Below are 25,534 nucleotides of genomic sequence, written 5' to 3'. Positions count from 1 at the left end.
TGGCGTTGCGCAAACGGACAAAAGCCCGGGCAACGGTGTTGTCCGGGCCAAGGCATTCAGTGAAAGGCACCAACTTGGTGCATTGAAGGGATTGTCTGCGCTGAATCGCAAACTGCCAAGCCATCTCGCACTCACTGAGTGCGGATTGACTTTGAACTTGCTCTAGTTAATGGAGCGTGTTATGCCTATAAAACAATGGGCACAGTCATTTTTTATCTAGATCTGACTCAATCAACTCTCGCCGTATTGACCGGAATGCAGCCATGGTCAGTGCCTAATTCTTGCAACGAATAACTGTATTTATGTACAGTTGTCTTATGCAAAAACTTTCCTCATCCTCTGGACTGGAGTCCATTCGGACCGATGTGCCGGTGCAGCTCATCAAGGGTCGAGGGGCTGCCAGCCAGATCACGCACCGGTTTGCACGGGAGCAGCGCCAGGGCTTCGATGACGGCTGGGGAAAGTCCGAGCAGGATGAAGGAAGCGAAGAGGATGAGGAGGTCAAGACCTGGTGCACCCAACTGGAGTGGGAGCGGGCTAAATCAGCCCTGAGCCGGCACGAATCGCCCGATCTGCCTTTTCATCTGGGGTTAAATCCATACAGAGGGTGCGAGCATGGCTGCATTTATTGCTATGCCCGGCCCACGCATGGCTATCTGGGCTATTCGCCGGGGCTGGATTTCGAAACCCGGCTGATTGCCAAGCGGAACCTGCCCGAGGTGCTGCGCGCCGAGTTATCCCGGTCCAGTCATGTGGCAGCCCCCATCATGCTCGGCTCGGTCACTGACTGCTACCAGCCTGTGGAGCGCGAAGTCGGGTTGACGCGCCGCGTGATAGAGGTTCTGGCGCAGGCCAGGCATCCGTTTTCCATCGTCACCAAGGGCAGTGGTATTGAACGAGACCTTGATTTGCTGGTGCCGTTGGCACAGCAGCATCTGGTGGCCGTCTATGTGACGCTGACCACCTTGCAGCCCGAGCTGGCCCGGCAGCTGGAACCACGCGCCGCCGCGCCGCATCGGCGGCTGCGCATGATTCGGACCCTGAGCGAGGCAGGCATACCCGTCGGCGTCAGCCTGGCACCGCAGATTCCGTTCCTGAACGACGATATGGAGCAGGTGCTGGCCGCAGCCGGCGAGGCCGGTGCAAGACAGGCTTTTTATGCCGTACTGCGTCTGCCGTGGGAAGTGGCTCCGCTGTTCAATGAATGGCTGACGCTGCATTATCCCGAGCGCGCCCAACGCGTGATGGAGCGGGTGCGGGATCTGCATGGGATCAGCGAAGCGGGCAGAGCCGACGGCAAGGTCTACGACAGCCGCTTTGGCCAGCGCATGAAGGGAACGGGCGCCTGGGCCGATATGCTGGCGCAACGCTTTGCACTGGCCTGCCGCAAGCTTGGGCTGAACCGTGAGCGCGTGCATCTGGACTGCGATCAGTACCATCATTCCTTGCTGTCACCGCAGCAAAGTCTTTTCTGATGTCTCGTCTCGTTCTGTTGCGCGCCGACTCGGAGTGGGTCGATGCAGCGAACTGTGGCTGTCCAGTTGCAAAAAGCCGGAATCTGGCGTGACCCAGGCCTTTTGGCCCCTGAACGGTTTACCGAGGTTGGTAATCAATTGACTTGAGCAAGGCCTGCTGGCGCTGATAGGCCTTCTGCAGTTCGCTCATCAGTGCCTCCGGGGTCGCGTCGGTGCCCGACTCCATGCCCATGTCCCTGAGCCTGGCCTCGATCTGGGGCTGCTTGAAATACTGCAGCGCAATCTCTCTGACCCTGGCCTGCACATCGGCAGGGATATCGGGGCGCGACCAGACTCCGAACCAGCTCACCTCGGCCAGTTGTGGGTAGCCCAGTTCCTTGAAGGTGGGCACATCGGGCAGTTGCGCCATGCGCGTGGGGTAGTTCACGGCCAGCGGCTTGACCTTGCCTGCCTTGATCAGGGGCAGGGCGGTGGTGAGCCCGTCCATCATCAGCGGTACATGGCCGCCCATCAGGTCGCTGAGCGCTGGAGGGGAGCCCTTGTAGCCCAGGTGCTTCATCTTGATATTGAGCAACTGCCCCAGCAGCATGCCCGAGGTATGGCCGCGCATGCCCGTGGCATACGAGGCAAAGTCCAGTCCGTCGGCCTGCTTTTTGCCGTGCTCGGCTAGCTGCTGCAGATTGCTGGCCGGGAAGTCCTTGTTGGCAATCAGCACCAGACCGTTGCGGCTGAGCTGGGCCAGGGGTTTCAGATCCTTGAAGGGCTGATAGCTGACTTTGTAGGCCAGCGGCGTCTCGCTGACTATGCCGCCCTGGATCAGCAAGAACGTGTGGGCGTCCTTGCCGTTGGTGAGCAGGTCGTTGACGGCCAGCACGCCGGCCGCGCCGGGCTTGGACTCGACAATCACCGGCTTGCCCAGCTGTTTTTGCATGCCGTCGGCCAACAGGCGTGCCAGCGAGTCGGCATTGCCGCCGGCAGGGCCGCCCACCACCAGGCGTATGGGCTTGACGGGCCAGGGCGCTTGCTGCGCCATGGCCGCTGCACTCAGGCTCAGGCCGGTTGCCAGAGCAACGGCCCTCCAGAGCATGGTTTGCTTCATCATTGTCTCCTCTGTTTTTTGACTGCCCGGCAGCCGCCGCTGTGCCAGTGCACCGTGCCGCCGCACTGTCCCGGCGAGAAAGTTCTGTCGTGCCCGGGCAGCGCTGTCAAAAAATTCTCGGCGCAAGGGGGGCAGAGGGTTTGACGAATTACGCCAGCTTCTTGGCCGTTGGAGCGATCAAGGGTTTTGGAGCGGTCAGTAGTACAGGCAGATTGGGAGCAGCGCTACCTTCAATGGCCTTGAGGAAGGAACGCACCAGAAGACTTTCGCTGCGCTCCTTCATGCAATAGACATAGGTGGTGGTGCTGGCCGGGTCGCCGGCAATGCGTACAGGCCGAAAGCGCGGGTCGGCAATGAATTCGGCCTCGGACACGGCACCGATGCCCAGGCCGCGCGCCACGGCCTCGCGTATGGCTTCGCGGCTGCCGATCTCCAGCTGGGTGCGTGGCTTCACGTCGGCCGCCTGCAGAGCCTTTTCGATGGCCGCACGCGTGGTCGAGCCTTGCTCACGCAGCAGCAGCGGCAGGCCGTGCAGCTCGCCAAGTTCGACCTGCTCGCGCCTTGCCAGCGGGTGATCGATATGGGCAAAGAGGATGATGGCATGGCGCGCATATTCGCGCGCCAGCAGCTCGGGCCTGTCATAGAGACCGGCCAGCACTGCCACATCGGTGGTGTAGTGCTCCAGATCGTGCAGCACCTGCTGCGAGTTGCCCATGCGAATCGACAGCTTCATGCCGGGATGGCGGGCGCTGTAGGCGGCCACCATCTCGATCACATGAAACGGCCCCACGGCGCCGATCTTGAGTTCGCCCTGGTTGAGCTGGCCCGAGTCGCGCAGAAAGAACTCGGTTTCGGCTTCCAGCGCGAGCAGCTTTTGCGCCAGCGTCATGAGCTTGTGGCCGGCGCCGGTGAGCGTCATCCGATAGCCCTGGCGATGGAAGAGCTCGATCTGGCTTTGCCGCTCCAGCGTGGCGATCTGGCTGGAGATCGTGGGCTGGCTCAGTCCCAAGGCGCGGGCGGCGGCGCTCAGGCTGCCTTGCTGGGCCACGGCGATAAAAGCTCGGTAGCGGGCGGTGCTCATGCCAATCTCATCTCAAGGTTTGATCTATGGAAACTGTCAAAACTGATTCTGAAACCTTCACATGACAGTCATATGTCGACCCTAATATTTGCGTCAACGCACTGCAATGACGGTGCGACGGCAGCCCGGAAAAGCTGTACTTCACACGCACATGCAAAGGATGAATTCCGTGACGATGACCCGCAAAACATGGCTCAAGGCCGCAGTCGCCAGCCTGACCCTGGCCGCCACCACCGGCGTCATGGCGCAGCAGCCCACCGAGCTGCGCGTGGGCCTGATCCCTTCCGAGGATGCCCAGGCCATGATGCGCGCCAGCCAGCAGGTGATGGACCAGCTGGCCGCCAAGACCGGCCTGAAGATCAAGCCCTTTGTGGCCAATGACTACAACGGCGTGATCGAGGCCATGCGCTCGGGCAAGATCGACGTGGCCTATTTCGGCCCCTTCTCCTATGTGCTGGCCAGCCAGCTGGCGAATGCCGAGGCCTTCGCCATTCCCGTGGCCAAGAAGTCCGGCAAGAGCTCGTACAACAGCATCATCATCAGCAAGAAGGACAAGGGCCTGGGCACCGTGCCCCAGCTGCAGGGCAAGACCTTTGCCTTTGTCGATCCCAGCTCGGCATCGGGCCATCTGTTTCCCAAGGCCGGCCTCAAGGGCGAGGGCATCGATACCGACAGGTATTTCTCTCGGGTGATCTTCTCGGGCTCGCATGACGCCAGCATCATGGCCGTGGCCAACGGCAAGGTGGATGCGGCGGCCGTGGCCGATCCCATCTTCCAGACGGCCGTGGCCAAGGGCCATGTGAAGGCCGAGGACTTCCAGGTCATCTGGCACTCCAAGGACATCCCCGAGTCGCCCATGGCCTGGCGCAAGAATCTGGACGAAGCCACCAAGAAGAAAGTGGCTGCGGCTCTGGCCGAGATCAAGGGCCTGCCCTGGGGCGACCGTGGCGAGCTCAATGGTTTTGCGCCCACCAACGATCAGGCCTATGACGTGGTGCGCCAGACCGCCAAGGCGCTGAACCTGGACCTCGGGAAGATGAAATGATCAGCATCCGCAATCTGCGCAAAAGCTATGGCAGCAACCATGTGCTGCATGGCATTGACATGGATGTGAAGGCCGGCGAGTTCGTGGTCATGCTGGGCCTGTCGGGCGCGGGCAAGTCCACCTTGCTGCGCTGCATGAACGGGCTGAACCAGCCCGACAGCGGCCAGCTGCAGGTGGGCGGCATCGACCTGATGCGCAGGCACTCGCGCCGTGAGCTGTCCCGCCATGTGGCCATGGTCTTCCAGCACCACAACCTGGTGCAGCGCCTTTCGGTGCGCAAGAATGTGCTCACGGGGCGGCTGGGCCAGGTCGGCACGCTGGCCTCGGTGCTGCAGCTGTTCAGGCAAAGCGATATCGCACTGGCCGATGCATGTCTGCAACGCGTGGGCCTGGCCCACAAGGCCGATGAGCGCACCGAGGCACTCTCGGGCGGGCAGATGCAGCGCGTGGGCATTGCCCGTGCGCTGGCGCAGCAGCCGCAGGTGATTCTGGCCGACGAGCCCGTGGCCAGCCTGGATCCCAAGACCGCGCGCAGCGTGCTGCAGTATCTGCGCGATGCCACGCGCGAGCTGGGCATTGCCGTGGTCTGCAATCTGCACCAGGTCGATTACGCCCGGGAGTTTGGCGATCGCATCGTCGGCCTGTCGCAGGGGTACATGGTGTTTGATGGCGTGCCGGCCATGCTGGACGAGGCCGCGCTCAACGCCATCTACAGCGGCGAGCCGCAGCCCGCCGACCCCACCGCAGGGCAGGGCGTTGTGCTGAATGTCAGCAGCACCTCGGCCGGCAACTGGTTGCCCGGTTCGATGTCGCCCGCCACTGCCGCAGGAGGTCTGCAATGAACAGTCATAGCCTGAAGCAGCCAGACCGCTGGCAATGGACGGCCGCACGCCCGCAAGGCAAGGGCGGCTGGCTGGGCTATGCCGCGCTGGCCCTGGTCATCGGCTGGGTGCTGCACTGGAGCGCTGCGGGCGCGCAGATGAGCTGGAGCGAGCTGGCGGGCGGCATGCCGCAGATTGGCGACTTTCTCTCGCGCTCGGTGCCGCCCGACTGGAGCATGCTGCCGCGCCTGTGGGCTCCGGCGCTGGAGACGATACAGATCGCCATCTGGGGCACTTTGCTCAGCGTAATCCTGGCGCTGCCGCTGTCCTTTGTGGCGGCCGGCAATCTGCATGGCTGGCATTGGCTGCGCCGCATCACGCGTCAGTTTCTCAATGTGATCCGCAGCATCAACGAGCTGATTCTGGCGCTGGTGTTTGTCTCGGCCGTGGGCCTGGGGCCCTTTCCCGGCGTGCTGGCCCTGGCCCTGCATGGCATGGGCATGCTGGCCAAGTTCTTTGCCGAAGCGATCGAGGAGATCGACGACGGCCCTCTGCAGGCCCTGCGCAGCGCCGGTGCCAGCCAGCTGCAGATCATCGCCTTTGGCGTGGTGCCCCAGGTCATCACCGCCTGGATTGCCGTGGTGCTCTACCGCTTCGAAGTCAATCTGCGTTCGGCCACCGTGCTGGGCATGGTGGGCGCGGGCGGTCTGGGCTTCGAGCTGGTCAGCAGCCTCAAGCTGTTCCGCTACCAGGAGACCGCGACCTGCATCATCGTCATCACGGTGATGGTGATTGCCGCCGACATGGCGTCCAACTGGCTGCGCAGCCGCATACAGCAGGGCGCTCGCCACTGATTTCGCTGCGGCGCCGGTGTGCGCCGCAGTGCTTGAGATATCAAAAATATGAGCTATCAGCGCTTGGCGCATAAGCGTCAAGGGCTGATTTCGCTCAAAAAACGTCAAAGGGTATTCTCGTGTGGACCTATCACAACCCCGTGCACATCAGCGTGGGTCGCAACAGTCTCGATCAGCTGCCGGCCCTGCTGGCCGGGCGCAGCTGCCTGCTGGTCACTTTTCCCGAGGCCCAAAGCCTGGGCCTGGTGCAGCGCATGCACCAGCTGCTGGGAGCGCAGCTGCACGGAGTGATCGACAGCATTGCCCCCAATCCCGATGTGCAGTGGCTGGCGCCGCTGTACGAGCTGGTGCAGCGTGACCATGCCGAGGTGCCCGTGATCGTGGCCCTGGGTGGCGGCAGTGCCATCGACTCCGCCAAGGCCTTGATCTGCCATACGCCCAGTGGCCGGTTTGCCGACCTGCTGGCGCTGCTCAAGCGGGGCGGCCAGTTGGGGGCGGAAGGGCACAAGGCCCTGATCGCCATCCCCACCACGGCCGGCACGGGCAGCGAAGTCACGCCCTGGGCCACGATCTGGGATCAAGCCGCCGGCCAGAAGTATTCGCTGCACCAGTCCTGCACCTGGCCCGAGGCCGCGGTGATCGACGCCGAGCTGATGATCAGCCTGCCGGCGGGTGCCACTCTGGCTTCGGGGCTGGATGCGCTGTCGCATGCGCTGGAATCCATCTGGAATGTGAACCGCAACCCCGTCTCCATGGCGCTGGCCGTGCAGTCTGCCCGCCGTACCCTGGCCACGCTGCCCGCGCTGATGCAGGATCTGGGCAGCGCGCAGTTGCGCAGCGAGATGGCCGAGGCAGCGCTGATGGCCGGTCTGGCTTTCTCCAACACCAAGACCGCGCTCGCGCATTCGCTGTCCTACGACATCACGCTGCAGCATGGCGTGCCGCACGGCCTGGCCTGCTCGTTCAGCCTGCCCCTGGTGCTGGAGATGGCATTGGGTGCAGATGCGGCGGCCGATGCGGCCTTGCTCTCCATCTTCGATGCCGGCACGCCTGCCGCAGCCGTCGAGTGTCTGCGCGGCGTTCTGCAAGGGCTGGGCGTTGCCACCGATCCGGCCCACTATGGCGTGCCGTCCCAGGCCTGGAGTGCCATGGTGCAAAAAGCCGCCAGCGGCCCGCGCGGGCGCAACTTCATTCGCTCTCTGAACTGAGTCCCGGAACCTGAACCGGTTTCCGCTTTCCATCCTGTTGAAGCCACCACTGAAAACCATGAACTCCATCGCTCAAGCTGAAACCCTGGTGCTGTCCCAGCCCACCGCCGATCTGTCGCCGCTGCAAGCCGTCATCTTTGACTGGGCCGGCACGCTGGTGGACTTTGGTTCGCTCGCACCCACGCAGATTTTTGTCGAAGCCTTTGCCAGCTTCGGCATCAGCATCACCCTGGCCCAGGCGCGCGGCCCCATGGGCCTGTCCAAATGGGACCATATCCACCAGCTGCTGCAGGATGAAAGCATTGCCGCGCAATGGCAGACCGCTTTTGGCCGGACACCGACCAACGAGGACGTGGATGCCATCTACGCGCGCTTCATGCCGCTGCAGATTGCCAAGGTGGGCGAGTTCTCGGCTCCCATAGCAGGCGCTGTGCAGACGCTGCAATGGCTGCGCGCCCAGGGCCTGAAGGTCGGCTCCTGCTCGGGCTACCCGCGCGAAGTGCTCAACCAGTTGCTGCCGCAGGCCGAAGGCGCAGGCCTCAAGCCCGACTATGTGGTGGCGGGCGACGAGCTCGAAGCCGGCGGCCGCCCCGGCCCCTTCATGGCTCTTGCCAATGTGCTGGCCCTGGGTATTGGCGATGTGCGTGCCTGCGTGAAGGTGGACGACACCGTGCCCGGCATCGCGGAAGGTCTGTGCGCAGGCATGTGGACCGTGGGCCTGAGCCTGTCGGGCAACGAGGTCGGCTATAGCGTGCAGGAGTTTGCCAATGCGCCCGAGGAGGAGGTCGAGGCCCGTGTCGCCGTGGCCGAAGCCAAGCTCAAAAAGGCCGGAGCCCATTACGTGGTACGTAGCGTGGCCGATCTGCCGGCCGTGCTGGCGCAGATCGCGGCCGAGATGCGTGCCGGAAAAATGCCGTTCTGAAGCACAGTTCGGGAGTTTTCAGACCCGAATGCAAGCCCGGTTCTGACCAGCCAAGCCCCAGGCCTGACGGCCCAGGGCTTTTCTTGCGGTTTGCGCTCAGCCTGCGGGCGTCTGTGCCTCGGGATCGAGCTGCTCGTGGTGCTCTATGACCTTGCGCATCAGCTGCGTGAAGAGCTCGCGTTCGGTCTCGCTGAGCGGGTCCAGCATCTGCTGCTGGGCTTGCAGCACAGAGGGGCCGGCATCCGTCAGCAGGGCCTGGCCCTCGGGAGTCAGGGACAGCAGACGTACGCGCCTATCCTTGGCCGTGTGCTGGCGCAACAGCAGACCACGTGCTTCCAGGCGGTCGATCACGCCGCCGATGGTGGATTTGTCAAAGCCCACTTCCATGCTCAGCGTGCGCTGGTCTATGCCCGGCAGATGCACCAGTTTTTGCAGCACGGCAAATTGCAGCGGCGTCACGCCCCAGGCTTCGGTGGCCTGGCTGAACACGGCCACGGCCACCTGTTGCAGGCGGCGTATGCCGTGGCCGGGAAAGGTTTCCACCTCCAGGCGTGGAAAGACGGTGTGGCTGCTGGCGCTGTCTGAGGCAGCGTTTGGTAGTGCAGAGCTAATCATGGTTTTCCCTAGGTGGGGTTGGCATTTCAAGTTTCGAATAATACGATGCATGCATTTGGTATGTGTACATACTATTTGTGTGCGTACTGATTTAGCAGACACTGGCGTCTGCGCACTTGAAGAACTTGAGGCCTCCATGCAGTTTCATTTGAACGGTTTTCGTCCTGGCAACCCCTTGATCGCACCAGCTTCGCCGCTGGCCCCTGCCCATACCGAGACCGTGCCATCGCAGGTCGATGTGCTGATCGTGGGCTGCGGCCCTGCCGGCCTGACGCTGGCCGCGCAGCTGGCGGCCTTCCCCGATATCCGCACCTGCATCGTGGAACAAAAGGAAGGACCGATGGAGCTGGGCCAGGCTGACGGCATTGCCTGCCGCACCATGGAGATGTTCGAGGCCTTCGAGTTCGCCGATTCCATCCTCAAGGAGGCATGCTGGATCAACGACGTCACCTTTTGGAAGCCCGATCCTGCCCAGCCCGGCCGGATCGCCCGCCATGGCCGCGTGCAGGACACGGAAGACGGTCTGTCCGAGTTCCCTCACGTCATCCTGAACCAGGCGCGCGTGCACGACCACTATCTGGAGCGCATGCGCAACTCGCCCAGTCGTCTGCAGCCGCACTATGCCCGCCGCGTGCTGGATGTGAAGGTCGACAACGGCGCAGCGGACTATCCGGTCACCGTGACGCTGGAGCGCTGCGACGCCGCCCATGCCGGTCAGATCGAAACGGTGCAGGCCCGCTATGTGGTGGGCTGCGACGGCGCGCGCAGCAATGTGCGCCGGGCCATCGGCCGCCAGCTGGTCGGCGATTCGGCCAATCAGGCCTGGGGCGTGATGGATGTGCTGGCCGTGACGGACTTCCCCGATGTGCGCTACAAGGTGGCCATCCAGTCCGAGCAGGGCAATGTGCTCATCATCCCGCGCGAAGGCGGTCATCTGGTGCGCTTTTATGTGGAGATGGACAAGCTGGATGCCGACGAGCGTGTGGCCAGCCGCAACATCACGGTGGAGCAACTGATTGCAAGCGCCCAGCGCGTGCTCCATCCCTACAAGCTCGAAGTCAAGAATGTGCCCTGGTGGTCGGTGTATGAGATCGGCCAGCGCATCTGCGCCAAATATGACGATGTGGCCGATGCCGTGGCCACGCCGGACTCGCCCCTGCCGCGCGTCTTCATCGCCGGCGATGCCTGCCACACCCATAGCCCCAAGGCCGGCCAGGGCATGAATTTCTCCATGCAGGACAGCTTCAACCTGGGCTGGAAGCTGGCCGCCGTGCTGCGCAAGCAATGTGCGCCCGAGTTGCTGCATACCTATTCGTCAGAGCGCCAGGTCGTGGCCCAGCAGCTGATCGACTTTGACCGCGAATGGGCCAAGATGTTCAGCGACCCGGCCAAGGAAGGCGGCCAGGGCGGTGTGGACCCCAAGGAGTTCCAGAAGTACTTCGAGCAGCATGGCCGCTTCACGGCCGGCGTCGGCACGCACTATGCGCCCTCGCTGCTGACAGGGCAGGCCACGCATCAGGCACTGGCCAGCGGCTTCACGGTGGGCATGCGTTTCCATTCCGCGCCGGTGGTGCGTGTCTCCGACGCCAAGCCCGTGCAGCTGGGCCACTGCGGCAAGGCCGATGGCCGCTGGCGCCTGTATGCGTTCGTCGGCCAGAACGACCTGGCGCAGCCCGAGTCCGGCCTGCTGGCGCTGTGCCGCTTCCTGGAGGGCGATGCGGCATCGCCGCTGCGCCGTTTCACGCCGGCCGGCCAGGATATCGACAGCATCTTCGATCTGCGCGCCATCTTCCCGCAGGCCTATACCGAGGTGGCGCTGGAGACATTGCCCGCCTTGCTGCTGCCGCGCAAGGGCGAGCTGGGAATGATCGACTACGAAAAAGTGTTCAGCCCCGATCTGAAGAATGCCGGCCAGGACATCTTCGAGCTGCGCGGCATCGACCGCCAGCAGGGCGCTCTGGTGGTGGTGCGTCCCGACCAGTATGTGGCCCAGGTTCTGCCCCTGGGCGACCACGCTGCGCTGAGCGCCTATTTCGAGTCCTTCATGCGGGCCTGAGAGCCTCAGCCAAGGACTGCCGGTCAGCATCAACGCCTGGAAGGTGTTTCAGGGAGGGCTTGACCCTCCCTTTTTTGCGCCCGGGCAGAGCGAGTGAGCGCTGCTTGCTACGATGCGTGCCTGTGCTCAAGAGGAGAAGACATGCTGCTGATCGTGGGGACGGTGCGTTTGCCATCCGAGAACCTGGCCCTTGCCCGACCTGCCATGCGTGCCATGGTGGAGGCCTCGCGCGCGGAGCCCGGCTGTCTTGAATACGGCTATGCCGAGGATGTGCTGGTGCCGGGGCTGATCCATGTGAAGGAGCTGTGGTCGGATCAGGCGGCGCTGGATGCACATTTCGCATCTGCGCATATCCAGACCTGGCGTGCCGCCTGGCCGGAGCTGGGGATCGGGCAGCGGGATCTGCGGCTCTACGAGGTGCAGGCCCCGCGCGCCACCTGAGCGGCCGGAAGATGCTTGGCGTGAGAGCGCCTAGTTTGAAGCCTGCTGCAGTTTGATGATGTCGACCGAAATTTCCACCGCCGTCACGGCGCAACGGTTTTCCAGCCAGTGCGTGGTGTTTCTGTCTTCGGGCCAGCCCACGCCCGGGCCATAGTCGGTGGCCACGCCATTTCTATGGTCGGTGATGCATCCTTCGAGTATGTAGACCATGCCGGGTCTGTCTTTGTGGTCATGAACCGGGCCGAAGACGCCGCCTGGCGCCATGGTCACCAGGCGCATGCGAAGCTGGCGTCCCGCCATGCCTTCGATCTCGGGGCCCAGGTCAAGCGTGGCCAGCATTTGCACTGCCACCCCCCGGGTTTCGGGAACTTGCTGTTGCTTGGACATTCTTTGCTCCTTCGCACCTCGTCACGGCCGTTGAAGCGAACCTGTCTTCGCTCGGGCCGGTTGCCAAAAGTGTGATCTCTTGCTGGCGCACAGGAAAGTCAAACCCATGTCATTGGCGTGGCGCCCGGCTGCGCAAGCAGGCCCGGACAGGCTGTCCCGGACAGGCCGCCCCTGGCAGTGCGGATCTTGTCCCCGGGGCTGTGTCTGCCGGGCGATTCCCCGACAATGTGCGAATGACTTCCCAAGAACAACCGCGCAACCCGCTGCATGGGCTGACGCTTGAGCGCATCGTTACCGACCTGGTGGATTACTACGGCTGGCGCGAGCTGGGGCGCCGCGTGCCCGTGCGCTGCTTCAATCTGGATCCCAGCATCTCCTCGAGTCTGAAGTTTCTGCGCAAGACGCCCTGGGCGCGCGAACAGGTTGAGCAGCTGTATGTGCAGACCCAACGTGCCGATGAGCGCGAGCAGCAGCGGCGTGCGAGAAGAACCGAGCGGTCCGAGGACTGATCCGGCGCTGGACCGCATCAAGGAGAAACCGCCGTGAGGCGGTTTTCTTGCTTGTGGATACACCCAGCTGGGCTGGTGGCAGGTGAAAAAATGATTCTGCGAGAATTTGTCGTTCCCGCTTCGCTTGTGCTCATGTCAGACACTACATTCTTCACAGCCAGCCAGTACGAAAACATTTGCAACGGCTTGCCGGATCCGACCTTCATCCTGACGGAGTCGGGGCGTTACGCGGCAGTTCTGGGCGGCAAGGACCAGCGCTACTACCATGACGGAACGTCCCTGGTCGGCCAATCCATTGGCGATGTGCTGGCTCCCGTCAAGGCTCAGTGGTTCATTCAGCAGATTCGGGAGGCGCTGAGCAGCCAGAAGATGCAGGTCGTGGAGTATGAGCTGAGTGCGCACGATGTGCTGGGTCTGCCCCTGGAAGGACCTGCCGAAGCGATCTGGTTTGAAGGTCGCGTCAGTGCCTTGGGCGAGCTCTTCTGGGGCGAGAGAGCCGTTGTCTGGGTGGCCAGCAACATCACGGCCAGCAAGCGCATGCAGCAGCAGTTGCAGGAGCAGGCCTTGAATGATGAGTTGACGGGTCTATGCAATCGCCGGGGTTTTATGCGCGAGCTGGCTCAAGCCTATACGGCCCATAGGCTGCAGGGGCGGCCAGCTTGGCTCATGAGCTTTGATGTAGACCACTTCAAAGCCATCAATGATGGTCTGGGACATCCTGCAGGTGACCAGGCACTGCGCGATCTGGCTGCTGCCGTGCGTTGGTTGCTGGCTCCCGAGGATGTGTTCTGTCGTCTGGGCGGAGACGAGTTTGCCATTCTGTGCTGCGATCGCCATATTGCCCAGGTTTCAGGTTTGGCGCGGGAGCTGCTGGAGGCCGGACAGCAGGCGCTGCAGCGGTATGCCACGGGAAGCTCCATGCCTGCATTGAGTGTCGGGATTGCGCATTTCGTGCCGACTGACAGCAGCCTGGAGGCCATCATGCGCCGTGCCGATCAAGCCTTGTACAGCGCCAAGATGCAGGGCGGGCACCGGGCGGTCGTGGCGGATCGGGGCCAGGCGGACCACTGCATTGCTTGAGGTGTGACAGCTGCGTGCCCGGACCAGGCCCGACGAATCAGGCGCCCAGCTGCTGCGCATGGTGGCGCAGATGGTCGTCGACAAAGCTCTGGATGAAATAGTAGCCATGGTCGTAGCCCGCATGCCGGCGCAGCGTGAGCGGCTGGTCGGCCTTCGCGCAGGCGGCTTCGAAGGCTTCGGGCAGCAATTGCTTTTCGATCAGGAACTTGTCGGCCAGGCCCTGGTCGATGAGGATGCCTGCCGGGTAGGGGGCGGAGGCTTGCGCGCCCATCAGCTCGCTGGCGTCATGCCTGGCCCATTCGGCCTTGTCTTCGCCCAGATAGCCGCTGAAAGCCTTGTGGCCCCAGGGGCAGTTGAGCGGGTTGGCAATCGGTGCAAAGGCCGAGACCGACTTGAACCGGCCGGGGTGGCGCAGCGCCAGGGTCAGCGCGCCGTGGCCGCCCATGCTGTGGCCGAAGATGCCCAGACGCTGCAGGTCCACGGGCAGCTTGCTGCCGACCAGGGGCAGCAGGTCGTTGAGGATGTAGCTTTCCATGCGCCAGTGCAGCGCCCAGGGCCTGGTGGTCGCGTCCAGGTAGAAGCCGGCGCCCACGCCAAAGTCCCAGCTGTCGGCCTCGCCCGCCAGGCCCGCACCGCGCGGGCTGGTATCGGGGCAGATCAGGGCGATATTGAGTTCGGAGGCCAGGCGCTGGGCTCCGGCCTTGATCATGAAGGTTTCTTCGGTGCAGGTCAGGCCGGCCAGATAGAGCAGGGCCGGGACCTTCTCGCCCATCACGGCCTTGGGCGGCAGATAGACCGAGAACTTCATGGCGAGGCCGATCTCGGAACTATGGTGCTCGTAATAGCGCTGGGCGCCACCAAAGCAGGCGTGGGCGTTTTTGAGTTCCATGGCGCTTACTCCTAAAAGAAAAGCTGCTAGCGCTTGTTTGTAAAGCGATTGCAGCAGTTTTGTATCTGAAATCCAGTCATTTCATGCGTAAGAAGCTATGAAATTGAAAGTACAGGGTATTGCACTAAAGCTGGCACATCCTTGGTAAGGGACAGCAAGCAAGGGCCTGGGCAGCCCCACCGCCCCGCAGTGATGCAGTCGTCCCCCTTCCGAACAGAGAGGGGGAAGGCGCGCGGCCGCTTAGGCGCAGCGCCTCAGGGGGGCGTTACTCCGCGTCGGCGTAGTTGACGACCGAGCGAATCGACTTGCCCTCGTGCATCAGCTCGAAGGCTTCGTTGATGTGCTTCAGGCCCATGGTGTGGGTGACGAAGGGTTCGAGCTGAATCTTGCCGGCCATGGCGTCTTCCACCATGCCGGGCAGCTCGCTGCGGCCCTTGACGCCGCCAAAGGCCGTACCCAGCCACTTGCGGCCGGTCACCAGCTGGAAGGGGCGGGTCTTGATCTCCTGACCGGCACCGGCCACGCCGATGATGACCGACTGGCCCCAGCCGCGGTGGGCGCATTCCAGCGCTGCGCGCATCACGTCCACATTGCCTATGCATTCGAAGCTGTGATCCACGCCCCAGCCCGTCATCTCGACGATCACTTGCTGGATGGGCTTGTCGAAGTCCTTGGGGTTCACGCAGTCGGTGGCGCCGAAGGTCCTGGCCAGCTCGAACTTGCCGGGGTTGGTGTCGACGGCGATGATGCGACCGGCCTTGGCCAGCTTGGCACCCTGGATCACGGCCAGGCCGATGCCGCCCAGGCCGAACACTGCCACGGTGTCGCCTTCCTGCACCTTGGCGGTGTTCTTGACCGCGCCCAGACCGGTGGTCACGCCGCAGCCCAGCAGGCAGACCTGCTCGGGGTTGGCATCGGGGTTGACCTTGGCCAGCGAGACGGCGGCAACCACGGTGTATTCGCTGAAGGTCGAGCAGCCCATGTAGTGATAGATGGGCTCGCCCTTGTAGCTGAAGCGTGTCGTGCCGTCGGGCATCACGCCCTTGCCCTGGGTGGCGCGCACGGCCACGCACAGATTGGTCTTGCCGCTCTTGCAGAACAGGCATTCGCCGCATTCGGCGGTGTACAGCGGAATCACATGGTCACCGGGCTTCACGCTGGTCACGCCTTCGCCCACTTCCACCACGATGCCCGCGCCTTCATGGCCCAGCACGGCGGGGAAGATGCCTTCGGGGTCGTCACCGCTCAGGGTGAAGGCGTCGGTGTGACAGACGCCGGTATGGGTGATCTTGACCAGCACCTCGCCAGCCTTGGGTGGCGCGACGTCGATCTCGACGATTTGCAGGGGTTCTCCGGCTTTGAAGGCTACGGCGGCGCGGGATTTCATGGGCAGGTCTTTCTTGGAAGGCTGAGGATGCGGTGGCTGCGCGGGCAGGGTCTGGGCCTGGCCGGGCGCACCGGGTGTGAAGTGTGAATGTAGGCGATCCCGCCGCCCTATGGAAATTCGTGGCCGCAGATGGAGGCTCTTTGGCCGAATGTCACACGGTTCGCTGGATCGTCTTTCGTCGGCTGGCGATGCCATGAATCCTGATCAATCGCTTTGCACTCCGGCTGAGGCCTCCATCATCGGGGCGGCATGGCCGCCGTCCATCCTGCCGCGGCTGGGCCCTTGAACATCATCAGCAACTTGACCGCGTTCTTGCTGGCGGTTCTGCGGGACGGCAGCCTGCGTCGCCGCATTGAAATTTCCAGCAGTGCCGGCACTGCCTGACACTGCCTATGAATCGGCCGATCCCGCGAACCTGATGGGGGAGTTCCTGTCCAGGAAGGGCCGTTAGTCGGCTCTGTCACCAAGTCGCAGCCGGCTTGGGTGTGTTGACCGCATCGGCAAATGGGATCATGGTGCTGGCTGGTTTCGTCACAGAAAATGGCGAGGCCAGAGCAGCAAGGTGCGCCGGTGGTCGGGGCAGGTCCGCTCCGCCGCGTCTGATCCGCAGCATCCTGCGGTGGCGCAGGGAGTTCTGGCGCCTGCAGCGTCGCCGGCTCAATCCTCGTTCGGTATCAGCGTCCCCCATACCGGCAGCTGTGCGCCTGGCGGTGCCGGGCCGTCATAGGCCGGCAGCACCTCAATCGCGGGCTTGCCAGCCTGGCAGTCGATGAAGCCCCATTGGCTGGGACGGTAGCGCGCCTCGGGGCCGTCAGGGGCTCCGACCAGAAACTCGGCCTGGATGTCATAGTCGATCAAGGGCACATGCAGGCTGGCGATATCGCCCTTGCGGCATTCCAGATAGGGGCGCTTCGGGTCGACCACCCAGGCGCCATAACCTGGCTTGGCGTCGGGATCGAAGTGGAATACCGGGCCGAGGCGCTGGTCGCGGGCAAGCTCCAACGTGCCGTTGCCGATGGCACTGACCCAGGCGCCCGCGATCTGCACCGGCTGCGTAAAGCGCGCCGCACCCAGTCCTCGCAGACCAAGCGGGCGCTGGCGCTCGCCATTGTCAAAGGCGTCATAGCGATTGATCAAGGTGCCTTTGGGGAATAGCTGCTCGCCATAGCGGAAGTCCTCGGGCAGCACAAAGCGCTGTCGGCTCTCGCGATAGTGGGCCCGCAGCGTCACGGCCTCTTCAATCTGCACCAGCTTGCGCGCCAGCACCAGGCCCCAGAGATCGCCGGCCAGGGCCAATATCGCCACCACCACAACGGGCCAGTGCCAGAACGAAGGGCGCTCAGAGGCCGGTGCGTGCCTATGGCGCAGCCACCAGAACAGCCCGCGCAGCAGCAGCCACAGGCTCAGACCGGCTGCCACCAGGGGGGCGAGCAGCAGCAACAGCATGGGCAGGGTAAAAAGAGGTCCGGGAATCATGGGCAGAAAAAGGGGCAGAAGCCCCGGACTTTAGCAGTGGATGCGCCTGCCAGCACCAGGCGCCGAGAGGGCTTGCGTATAGTCGAGGCTTGTGCGCTGCAAGTGCCTGCAGCGCTGGTTGTATATGCTCGAAATGCTCTGATTTTTGTATGGAACACCATCACGCTGGCGCCCACCGCGTCGATCTGGTTGTCTACCCCGGCTTCAAGGCGCTGGAGGCCATTGGCCCCATGTCCGTGTTTGACTATGCCAATGTGCATCTGCGGCACAAAGGCCTGCCTGAGGGATATATGGTGCGGGTGGTGGCGTCACAGTCCGGTCTGGTGCCCTCGGACACTTTGATGGGCTTGCAGGCCAGCCATACCCTGGCGCAGGTCGAGGCCGAGGGTACGGGGTGCACGGTGCTGCTGGTGGGCGCGCGCCATATCGAGCAGGTGCTGGCGGCTTCGCCCGAGCTGGTGGACTGGGTGGCGCGAGTGGCGCCCGGGGTCGGGCGCATGATCGCGCTGTGCAGCGGCAGCTTTTTTCTGGCGGCAGCCGGTCTGCTCAATGATCGTCGCGCGGCGACGCACTGGAGTGTGGCCGGGGCGCTTGCCCAGCGTTTTCCGCGCGTGCAGGTGGATGCCGATGCGATCTATGTGTGCGACGAAATCAAGGACAGCGACGGCATGCGTCAGCTCTGGACTTCGGCCGGTGTCACCGCCGGCATTGATCTGGCACTGGCGGTGGTGGAGCATGATTTCGGCCATGCGCTGGCACTGCAGGTGGCGCGCGATCTGGTCATGTATCTCAAGCGCCCCGGCGGCCAGTCGCAGTTCAGCGTGTCCCTGGCCGCGCAGGCCACCCAGCACAGCGCCGTGCAGGCCGCCCAGCAGTGGGTGCTGGAGCACCTGGACCAGCCCATGCCGCTGGCGCTGCTGGCGGGCAAGGCGGCGATGAGCGAACGCAACTTTCGCCGTGTCTTTCAGCAGGAGACGGGCTGCAGCCCCAGCAGCTTTGTGGAAAACGCCCGCCTGGAGCGGGCCAAGCAGCTGCTCGAGAATCTGGGCTCCCTGCCGCTCAAGACCGTGGCCGCCAAGGTTGGCCTCGGCTCCGAGCAGGCGCTGCGGCATCTGTTCGTGCGCAAGCTGGGCATCACGCCCGTGGCCTATCGGGAGCGGTTCGGAGACTGATGCGCCTGCGGCATCCGCCCGGCAGTCGCCACTCTTTCGGCCGGCCGATCAGAACAGAGGACTCTTGAAGAAATCCAGAGCAGCCTTGGCGGCCGCAAAATTGCGCTCGATCTGCGCCTGTTGCTCATCGTGGTTTGCGGTCTTGATGGCAGGCCCGGCGGCGGACTTGGCCCTCTTTGGCGCCGCAGAGGGTACATCCAAGCGGGATGCAGGTGCCAGCGCTGGAGCCTTGGGGGCGAGCAGCCGTGTCAGGTCCAGCTCGGGATTGAGCTGCCACAGACAGGACACATAGGTCGCCATGGCAACGGCCGGGTCGCCGCGCTCTATGCGTGCCATGGTGGGCTGGGAAATACCCAGCCGCTGTGCCCACTGCGTCTGTGTTTCGCCCCGACTCTTGCGCTGGGCCACGATGTGCTGGGCCAGTTGCGTTATCTGCAAAAGAATGGCGGGCGGAAACTCTGCGGGGCTGGTGTTCTGGCGAGGCATATGCCAATGGTAGGCAGATTTGGGGAGTGCTCAGGGCAAACAGGGCGCTCTTTGCATTGAGTGAGCAGTTTTCTTGACTGTCCTACGAAGAGGCTGGATCAAGTCTGCAAGCATGGGCGGCGATGGATCGTCAACACGGTCTTGGAGTTGCTCATGAAGTTTGTTCACTGGCTCTACACCCTGACCCATTCGCTGATTGCCCTGCTGTTCGGCCTGGCGGCGTTGTGCCTGATCTGGATGGCCGTCACCAAGGCCTGGGCCGTGATTGCTGCGGGCCTGGAACCGGAGGCCACGCTGCATGTGGTGGAGGCGCTGGGCATTCTGGCCTCAGGCGTGGTGGCTCTGCAGATTTCCCAGACCGTGATTGAAGAAGAGGTGGTGCGCGACGCCCATATCAGCGGCCCGACAAGAGTGCGTCGCTTTCTCTCGCGCTTTATGGTGGTGCTGGTGGTCGCCCTGGCCATCGAGGGATTGGTTGCCACCTTCAAGGCCCAGGAGCAGCCTGAGAAGTTGCTGTATTCCGCCGCCTTGGTCATCGCCGTCGGCATGCTCATGGTCGGCTGGGGGGTGTTTGTTCACCTGAATCGTTCGGCGGAGGAGCTGGAGCCCGAGGCCATGGAGGAGGCCAAGAGCGAGGACCGCAAGGTCAGCAACGACCACTGACGGCAGAGATTGGTGCTGGCATGTGGCCTGGTGCCATGAAAACTCCCTGAAGAAATCCAGGGTGCTTTCATGGCTGACTCGGGACTCAGGACGGCAGCCGGTACAGCGTTCCGTTGAATGCCACGGCGCCGCTGCCATGCAGTGCATCGAGCTGCGTCAGCACGAGTTCGCGCACGGGGGCGGTGACGGCGCTCAGGCCCAGCAGCCGGGCCACGGCGGCGGGCAATTCGTCGCGCTGGCCACCCAGGCTGGATCTGAGAGCCAGGGCAATCGCTGCACGGATCTCGGATGGTGGCAGGCAGTCGATGCGGCGCAGATTGGCCGAGCCGACCTCTGCGCGATTGCGCACCCGCACCGCCCGTCCCGGCAGGTCGAGAAACTCGCCATCGACGGCCAGCGCCTCATCGGCCAGCAGGGATTGCCGCGCCTGCTCCAGCGCATCGCGCACGCGGCTGCCGGCGCGTTGCAGACCCCAGAGCGTACGCATGCGAGTGACCAGCTCGTCAAAATGAATCGGTCCTTCCAGCTCCACCGCGCGGCGCATCAGCTGGGCCAGCTGCGCAGTGGATTGCTGATGCAGCTCTCCGGCCGGAACGGCAAAGCGGGCTTCCTGATAGAGGTTGTCTTCAGGGCCGGAGGCCGAATCCGTCTCGGCGCTGCCGGCATCGGACAGCGCTGCTCGTTCTAGGACTTCTGTGGCTGTCTGTGCTTGATGGGTGGCCATTGCCGGCTGAACTGGTTCTGAATCCTTGCGCAGCCTGGCAGCTTCGACGGCTGCCAGCACGCGCTCGGTCTGGGCGCGCGGCTGGCGGAACCAGTCGCAGCCCCAGATGCGCAGCAGCGTCCAGCCCTGGCTCTCCAGTACCGACTGGCGCAGGCGGTCACGGTCGCGCGCGCTGCGGCTGTGGTGATAGCTCATGCCGTCGCATTCGATGCCCAGCAGATAGCGCCCTGGCTGCTCGGGGTCGACCACGGCCAGGTCGATGAAAAAGCCCGCAATGCCGATCTGCGTCTGCAACTGCAGACCCTGGGCCGTCAGCGCTTCGTACACACCTTCCTCGAGCGGCGACTCCAGATCGCGTCCGCTGATGCCGGCCAGGGCCAGCTGGCCGGTGGCCGCATATTGCAGGAATACCTTGAGCGCAGCCACGCCCTTGCCCTTGCCGCGTTCCAGATCGATGTCGTCGGCGGTGATGGACGAAAACACCTCGCAGCGCTGCTTGGCGCGCGAGATCAGCACGTTCAGGCGGCGCTCGCCTCCGTCGGCACTCACCGGGCCGAAGCGCATGGGCAGATAGCCCTGCGCGTTGCGTGCATAGGCCACCGAGATGAAGATCACATCGCGCTCGTCTCCCTGCACGTTTTCCAGGTTCTTGATGAAGAAGGGTTCGTTGGGATGGGCGACAAAAAAGGACTCGGCCTCGGGCTGCTGGCGACGCAGCAGTTCCAACTCGTCCTGGATGGCGACTTTTTGCTGTAGCGAGAAAGCAGCCACGCCCAGGCTGAGCTGCGGCGACTGCAGTGCGTGCTGCATGATGGCGCGTGCAATAGTCTGGGCCTCGACGCGGTTGACGCGGCTGGCGCCGCTGTCAAAGCGGCCTTCGGGCAGATGGTGAAAGCGCAGCCCCATGCCCGAGCGGGCCGTGTAGGGGCTGGGCACGACGTAAAGGCTGCTGTTGTAGAACTGCTGGTTGGACACCGCTATCAGCGACTGGTGGCGGCTGCGGTAGTGCCAGCGCAGCATGAGCTGGGGCATGCCCTTGGCCAGGCACAGGCTCAGGATGCTCTCCACATCGGCGGCTCCGGCGATGAGCTGGCTGGCGTCCCCATTCTCGTCCTCGTCGTCAAAGTCGTCCTGCTCGCTGGTCATGCGCGAGAAAAATCGCGTGGGCGGCAACTGGCGGTCGTCGCCCACGACCACCAGCTGCTTGCAGCGGGCGATGGCTCCCAGCGCATCCACGGGCTCGATCTGGCTGGCCTCGTCAATCACCAGCAGATCGAATTCGACCGAGCCAGGTTCCAGAAACTGGGCCACGGACAGCGGGCTCATCATGAACACGGGCTTGATGGCCTGTACGGCCTCGCCCGCGAGCTTGAACAGCTTGCGCAGCGGCATATGGCCGCGCTTGCGCGCAATCTCGCCATTGAGCACGCCAAGCGGGCCCATGCCGGATGCGCTGCGCGGCACCTGCTCGTAATGCGAGAGTGCCGACTGGGCGCGCGCGAGTTCGATGCGCTCCAGGTCCAGCGCCCGGAACTGGCGCACCTTCTGGCTGTGCTGATCGCCGTTGAAGGCGACCAGCTCGGGGTGGGCCTGCGTGGCCTGGCGCAGCAGCGCCTCGTAGTAAGCGCGCTCGAGGATGGAGGGAAGGGCGTCTAGCGCAATGGATTCATTCTCGAACTGCTGCACCAGGGCGGCCATGCCGGCTGCACGCGCCTGCTCACGGGTGGCGTGGTATGAGGTCCAGTCCAGCAAGGCATTGGGCTCGGCGATCCATTGCCCAAGGCGCTCGCCAAAGTCGGCCAGCGGGACGCGGGCCAGATCGGCGGTGTCAAAGGCTTGCTGCGTATCGAGCCGATAGCCGTCCAGCAAGCTTTGCGCAGAGTCCCCGAATGCCTGCAGCGATGCGCTGGCCCGGGCGGCCAGGTCCGCGCAATGTTCGGGTGATGGCAGCTGGGCAAAAAGCTGGCGGAAGGCGGCGCTACGACCCTGTCCGTCGGGGCCGGCCATCCAGCCCAGCACGGCCTGCAATTGCGCCCAGTCGCTTTGCTCGCCCAGCCACAGGCTGCCAAAGGCATCTGCCCCCTGGGCCTGCTGCTGGCTCAGGGTCTGGCGCAGTTGCTGGGCTTCGATCAGGTTGTCGAGCAGGTTCAGACGCTCTGCATGCGAGCTTGGCAATGTCGTCTTGAGCTGGCCCTTGAGGCTGGCCATCGCCGCGCGGTAGCCGCTGTTGAAAATGCGAAACAGCGAGTCGCCATGTGCCGCAATGCTCTGGCGTGGGGTGTTCCAGTCCGCTGTCCAGGCGGATTCGGCAAAGCTGCTGCGCAGGCTCTGTGCCTTCAGGCTGAACCGTGCGCCGCATTCCACCAGCTTTTGCAACGGGCCCAGGCCCTGATCCCAGATGCTGTTGGCGACGGCCTGCCGGTCTATGGCCGGGGCACTGGCGAGCTGCTGTGCCAGCGTGATCTGCTCATGCAGGGCCTGAATGGACTGTGCCGCAAGCGCGCTCAGGGATTGCGCCAGCAGCTCGCCATCCTGCTGCAACCGGGCCAGCATTGCTTGCAGCGTCGGCAGTTGCTGGGCAAAGCGTTGCGCATCCAGCTTGAGCAGTGCCGGATGGCATACGCCGCGCCACGGGTGCCCGGCCACCGGGCTCACCTTGGACGCCGCCTGGCGCAGGGCCAGGGCAATCTGCTGGCGTGAATGAAAGTCCTCGGGCGACCAGTTCTGTGCGTCTTGCAGCAGATCGGGCAGATGCGCGATCTGCACTGCATCCAGCCGCGCCAGCTGGCCCAGGATCTGGTAGGGCGTGAGTGCGCAGGGCACCAGCGCAAGATGCATGGTCCGGCTGTGCGCGTTGAGCTGCTGCTGCACGCTGCTCAGCTCATGGATGATTTGCTCGCGGTGCTCCACACGCGGCTTGCCCAGGTCGCGCGTGGCCTTGAGTTCCTCCAGCACCTTGCGCTTGTGGGTGTGGTGGCTGTGCAGTTCCAGGCAGGCAGGCCCAAGGCCCACGGATTTGAGGCGCCGGTTCACCACCTCCAGCGCGGCCATCTTCTCGGAGATGAACAGCACTTTCTTGCCGTCGGCAATCGCCGCCGCAATCACGTTGGTGATGGTCTGGGACTTGCCCGTGCCAGGCGGGCCTTGAATGACCAGGTTTTCGCCGCGGCGCACGGCCTCGATGGCCAGTGACTGCGAGCTGTCCGCATCGACCACATGGCGCTGGCTGTCGACGGGGATCAACTGGTCCACATCGGCGTCTTCGGGGAACAGATGTTCGCGAGTCTCGAAGCCGTCCTGCAGCGTGGCGGCAATCAGCGCCTGCCGGTCGAGCCGCTTTTCCGGCGGCCAGGTCGCAGCGTCCAGATCGCGGTACATCAGGAATTTGGCAAAGCTGAAAAAGCCCAGCGTCATGGCGTCGGGCTGCACTTGCCAGCCGGGCTGGGCGGCGGCCATGGTGGCGACCGCGGCCAGATAGGCGTTGGGGTCGAAGTCGTCGCCGGCATTGAACTCGGGCAGCTCCAGGCCGAAGTCGGCCTTGAGCTTGGCGGCCAGCGACAGGTTCTCCGCCGCATCTTCCTGCAACCAGGACAGGGTGAAGCGCTCGGCCGCGCTTTTGCGCTCCAGTGCCACGGGCAGGAGAATCAGCGGTGCAAAACGCGGCTTGTCGGGAGCATTGCGGTCGAACCATTGCAGCTGACCCAGCGCCAGAAACAGGATGTTGACGCCCTGTTCCTCGATGAAGGTGCGGGCATCGGAATACATGTCCAGCAGCCGGCGCTGCAGCTTCTCGCTGGACAGGCGTGTCTGCAATTTCAGGTCGCGATGGCGCTGGGCCACACCGCGCGCATCGAGCTGCTCGTCGACGCTATCTTCGGGCTGGGGCAGGGCGGGGGGGCTTTGTGTCTCTCGGACCTTTGCCTGGTCGGCGGCCGCAGGCCCCTCTTCGGCCTTTGCCGGCGCAAAGCTCATGGCCTTGCTTTCGCCCGCCAGCAGGCGATAGACCTCGTCCGTGCGTTCATCCGAAAAATGCAGCACGCGTGCCGTGGCGGCCTGAGGCAGGCTCAGCAGCCGGTTGCGTGTGGAGAGGTCCAGCAGCGCCTGGCGGCTTTTTTCGAGCTGGCGGGTGATGAGGGCGAAATTCGAGTCTGTGTGCATGGGGCATCAAAAAGCACAGTGAGCTGGCACTTTAGCGCGCTCCCTGGTGCTGATGATGCTTATTGGCAATGCGCGCACTGCGGTTCCGTACCCGTTTTACAAATTGGTCACAGTTTCCAGCCGAACTCCAGCGCAATGAAAGCCGAGCATTGGCCGCAGGTCTTCGGTGCAGCGCGGACCGTAACGCTGTAGCGCTCTCCCTGCCAGCGCACCAGGGCTCCTGCGGCCACCATGACGGGGCGTGTGTAGTTGGTGCGCAAACCGGCATAGACGCCGGAGTGCAGATTGCCAAAATTCAGGGGCGTGTACTCGCCTATGGCGTAGGTGCTCCAGCGGTCGATGCTGTTGCGATAGAAGCCGGCCTGCACGGAGAAATCGCTGGAAAACTCTCGTCTGATACCAAGACCCAGGTTTTCCTCGTTCCATTTCTTGCCATGTTTTCTTTCGCTGAAATGATGGCTGACGGTGTGCAGGTTGATATGCCAGGCGCCCGCAGACTGGCCGGCCTGAGCAGGCTGATTGACCTCGGCGGACTGAGTGGCCTCGGCAGGCGGATTGGCTTCGGCAGTCTGGTTGGCTTCATCGGCCTGGGCTGCGGAGCAGGCAATGACGATGGTCAATCCTGCCAGTGCTTTTAACGATTTCATTGCCGTTCCCCCCGCATCGCTTTACAGGCGCATGCAGACAGGTCAGTGACATCCTTGGCTCGCATTCGCTGCGATGGCAAGGGACCAGGCTTACCAATTTCTATTTAAGAAATTCATGTAAACCATGTTTCTCAATGTCTTTGACTATCGTGTTTTGAGGTGTAGGAATAGCTCTTATCTATTGGTGATTGAATTTCAATTGGGTTTATGAAAATTTGGAGATTTCACTGTCGAAAAAGCGGAAGGAGGGGGCGCGGCTGCGTCCGGCCTGGTTGAAGGCGCTCTCTGTCAGACGCAAAAAAGGCCGCATGGGCGGCCTTTGGATGAGCTTGGGCGAGG

Annotated in this window: 22 protein-coding genes; 12 read left to right on the top strand and 10 right to left on the bottom strand. The window is 63.6% G+C overall.

Annotated features, from left to right (window positions below; genetic code table 11):
• Nucleotides 1-317: 317 nt before the first annotated feature.
• Complete coding sequence (locus NOX35_RS18800) at nt 318-1,475, top strand: PA0069 family radical SAM protein (protein ID WP_256494320.1); 1,158 nt, start codon at nt 318-320, stop codon at nt 1,473-1,475.
• A 118-nt stretch (nt 1,476-1,593) separates the two neighbouring features.
• Here NOX35_RS18800 and NOX35_RS18795 read toward each other — a convergent pair whose 3' ends face one another.
• The gene (locus NOX35_RS18795; RefSeq protein ID WP_182283653.1) at nt 1,594-2,574 is read right to left on the bottom strand and encodes a tripartite tricarboxylate transporter substrate binding protein; all 981 of its coding nucleotides are present in this window, start codon (nt 2,572-2,574) and stop codon (nt 1,594-1,596) included.
• Between the two features lie 148 nt (nt 2,575-2,722).
• Nucleotides 2,723-3,655: a LysR substrate-binding domain-containing protein gene (locus NOX35_RS18790; protein WP_256494319.1), complete on the bottom strand. Its 933-nt coding sequence runs from the start codon at nt 3,653-3,655 to the stop codon at nt 2,723-2,725.
• Between the two features lie 175 nt (nt 3,656-3,830).
• Here NOX35_RS18790 and phnD point away from each other — a divergent pair, with 175 nt between their 5' ends.
• From phnD to phnX, 5 genes are all read left to right on the top strand, one after another.
• A complete protein-coding gene (phnD, locus tag NOX35_RS18785) occupies nt 3,831-4,700 on the top strand; it encodes a phosphonate ABC transporter substrate-binding protein (RefSeq protein WP_182287264.1) in 870 nt (289 codons plus the stop codon).
• A complete protein-coding gene (gene phnC, locus NOX35_RS18780) occupies nt 4,697-5,542 on the top strand; it encodes a phosphonate ABC transporter ATP-binding protein (RefSeq protein WP_256494318.1) in 846 nt (281 codons plus the stop codon). Before phnD ends, phnC begins: the two co-directional genes overlap by 4 nt.
• Complete coding sequence (gene phnE, locus NOX35_RS18775; protein ID WP_182283650.1) at nt 5,539-6,375, top strand: phosphonate ABC transporter, permease protein PhnE; 837 nt, start codon at nt 5,539-5,541, stop codon at nt 6,373-6,375. The genes phnC and phnE overlap by 4 nt, the downstream gene beginning before the upstream one ends.
• Nucleotides 6,376-6,494: 119 nt before the next feature.
• Nucleotides 6,495-7,583 (top strand): iron-containing alcohol dehydrogenase PsrA, encoded by a 1,089-nt coding sequence (gene psrA / locus NOX35_RS18770; RefSeq protein WP_256494316.1) that lies wholly within the window; start codon nt 6,495-6,497, stop codon nt 7,581-7,583.
• Nucleotides 7,584-7,641: 58 nt separating this feature from the next.
• Nucleotides 7,642-8,505 (top strand): phosphonoacetaldehyde hydrolase, encoded by an 864-nt coding sequence (gene phnX, locus NOX35_RS18765; RefSeq protein WP_256494315.1) that lies wholly within the window; start codon nt 7,642-7,644, stop codon nt 8,503-8,505.
• A 96-nt stretch (nt 8,506-8,601) separates the two neighbouring features.
• Here the strand turns inward: phnX and NOX35_RS18760 are convergent, their stop codons facing one another.
• On the bottom strand, nt 8,602-9,120 hold the full coding sequence (locus NOX35_RS18760) for a MarR family winged helix-turn-helix transcriptional regulator (RefSeq protein WP_182283647.1): 519 nt from the start codon (nt 9,118-9,120) through the stop codon (nt 8,602-8,604).
• A gap of 136 nt (nt 9,121-9,256) precedes the next feature.
• Between NOX35_RS18760 and NOX35_RS18755 the strand changes: the two genes are divergently transcribed.
• Together NOX35_RS18755 and NOX35_RS18750 are read left to right on the top strand one after the other, a co-directional pair.
• Nucleotides 9,257-11,176 carry an FAD-binding monooxygenase gene (locus NOX35_RS18755; RefSeq protein WP_256494314.1) on the top strand — a complete coding sequence of 640 codons (1,920 nt, stop codon included), beginning with the start codon at nt 9,257-9,259 and terminating at the stop codon, nt 11,174-11,176.
• 141 nt (nt 11,177-11,317) lie between these two features.
• On the top strand, nt 11,318-11,617 hold the full coding sequence (locus NOX35_RS18750; RefSeq protein WP_182283645.1) for a putative quinol monooxygenase: 300 nt from the start codon (nt 11,318-11,320) through the stop codon (nt 11,615-11,617).
• Between the two features lie 30 nt (nt 11,618-11,647).
• On the opposite strand, the gene NOX35_RS18745 is transcribed toward NOX35_RS18750, so the two are convergent.
• Complete coding sequence (locus tag NOX35_RS18745) at nt 11,648-12,004, bottom strand: cupin domain-containing protein (RefSeq protein ID WP_256494313.1); 357 nt, start codon at nt 12,002-12,004, stop codon at nt 11,648-11,650.
• A gap of 233 nt (nt 12,005-12,237) precedes the next feature.
• Here NOX35_RS18745 and NOX35_RS18740 point away from each other — a divergent pair, with 233 nt between their 5' ends.
• Together NOX35_RS18740 and NOX35_RS18735 are read left to right on the top strand one after the other, a co-directional pair.
• Nucleotides 12,238-12,513: a VF530 family DNA-binding protein gene (locus tag NOX35_RS18740; RefSeq protein ID WP_003074820.1), complete on the top strand. Its 276-nt coding sequence runs from the start codon at nt 12,238-12,240 to the stop codon at nt 12,511-12,513.
• Between the two features lie 132 nt (nt 12,514-12,645).
• The gene (locus tag NOX35_RS18735; protein ID WP_232537994.1) at nt 12,646-13,593 is read left to right on the top strand and encodes a sensor domain-containing diguanylate cyclase; all 948 of its coding nucleotides are present in this window, start codon (nt 12,646-12,648) and stop codon (nt 13,591-13,593) included.
• A 37-nt stretch (nt 13,594-13,630) separates the two neighbouring features.
• Here NOX35_RS18735 and fghA read toward each other — a convergent pair whose 3' ends face one another.
• The 3 genes from fghA to NOX35_RS18720 all read right to left on the bottom strand — a co-directional run bounded on the left by fghA (nt 13,631) and on the right by NOX35_RS18720 (nt 17,315).
• Complete coding sequence (fghA, locus tag NOX35_RS18730) at nt 13,631-14,482, bottom strand: S-formylglutathione hydrolase (protein ID WP_256494312.1); 852 nt, start codon at nt 14,480-14,482, stop codon at nt 13,631-13,633.
• 265 nt (nt 14,483-14,747) lie between these two features.
• On the bottom strand, nt 14,748-15,869 hold the full coding sequence (locus NOX35_RS18725) for an S-(hydroxymethyl)glutathione dehydrogenase/class III alcohol dehydrogenase (protein WP_256494311.1): 1,122 nt from the start codon (nt 15,867-15,869) through the stop codon (nt 14,748-14,750).
• A gap of 657 nt (nt 15,870-16,526) precedes the next feature.
• Complete coding sequence (locus NOX35_RS18720) at nt 16,527-17,315, bottom strand: hypothetical protein (RefSeq protein WP_256494310.1); 789 nt, start codon at nt 17,313-17,315, stop codon at nt 16,527-16,529.
• A 179-nt stretch (nt 17,316-17,494) separates the two neighbouring features.
• Between NOX35_RS18720 and NOX35_RS18715 the strand changes: the two genes are divergently transcribed.
• The gene (locus tag NOX35_RS18715; protein WP_256494308.1) at nt 17,495-18,517 is read left to right on the top strand and encodes a GlxA family transcriptional regulator; all 1,023 of its coding nucleotides are present in this window, start codon (nt 17,495-17,497) and stop codon (nt 18,515-18,517) included.
• Nucleotides 18,518-18,565: 48 nt separating this feature from the next.
• Here the strand turns inward: NOX35_RS18715 and NOX35_RS18710 are convergent, their stop codons facing one another.
• The gene (locus NOX35_RS18710) at nt 18,566-19,003 is read right to left on the bottom strand and encodes a helix-turn-helix domain-containing protein (RefSeq protein WP_256494306.1); all 438 of its coding nucleotides are present in this window, start codon (nt 19,001-19,003) and stop codon (nt 18,566-18,568) included.
• 153 nt (nt 19,004-19,156) lie between these two features.
• Between NOX35_RS18710 and NOX35_RS18705 the strand changes: the two genes are divergently transcribed.
• Nucleotides 19,157-19,666 (top strand): hypothetical protein, encoded by a 510-nt coding sequence (locus tag NOX35_RS18705; protein WP_256494304.1) that lies wholly within the window; start codon nt 19,157-19,159, stop codon nt 19,664-19,666.
• An 85-nt stretch (nt 19,667-19,751) separates the two neighbouring features.
• Here NOX35_RS18705 and NOX35_RS18700 read toward each other — a convergent pair whose 3' ends face one another.
• Nucleotides 19,752-24,548, bottom strand: coding sequence for a DUF3320 domain-containing protein (locus NOX35_RS18700; RefSeq protein WP_256494302.1), 4,797 nt, complete (start codon nt 24,546-24,548; stop codon nt 19,752-19,754).
• A 107-nt stretch (nt 24,549-24,655) separates the two neighbouring features.
• The gene (locus tag NOX35_RS18695) at nt 24,656-25,195 is read right to left on the bottom strand and encodes a hypothetical protein (RefSeq protein WP_256494301.1); all 540 of its coding nucleotides are present in this window, start codon (nt 25,193-25,195) and stop codon (nt 24,656-24,658) included.
• Between the last annotated feature and the right edge of the window lie 339 nt (nt 25,196-25,534).

Origin of the sequence: Comamonas sp. C11 (genome assembly GCF_024496285.1) — a bacterium.
Lineage (GTDB): Bacteria > Pseudomonadota > Gammaproteobacteria > Burkholderiales > Burkholderiaceae_C > Comamonas > Comamonas testosteroni_F.
Note: the sequence above shows the minus strand (reverse complement) of the source record. Positions and strands in the feature narration are given on the sequence as shown.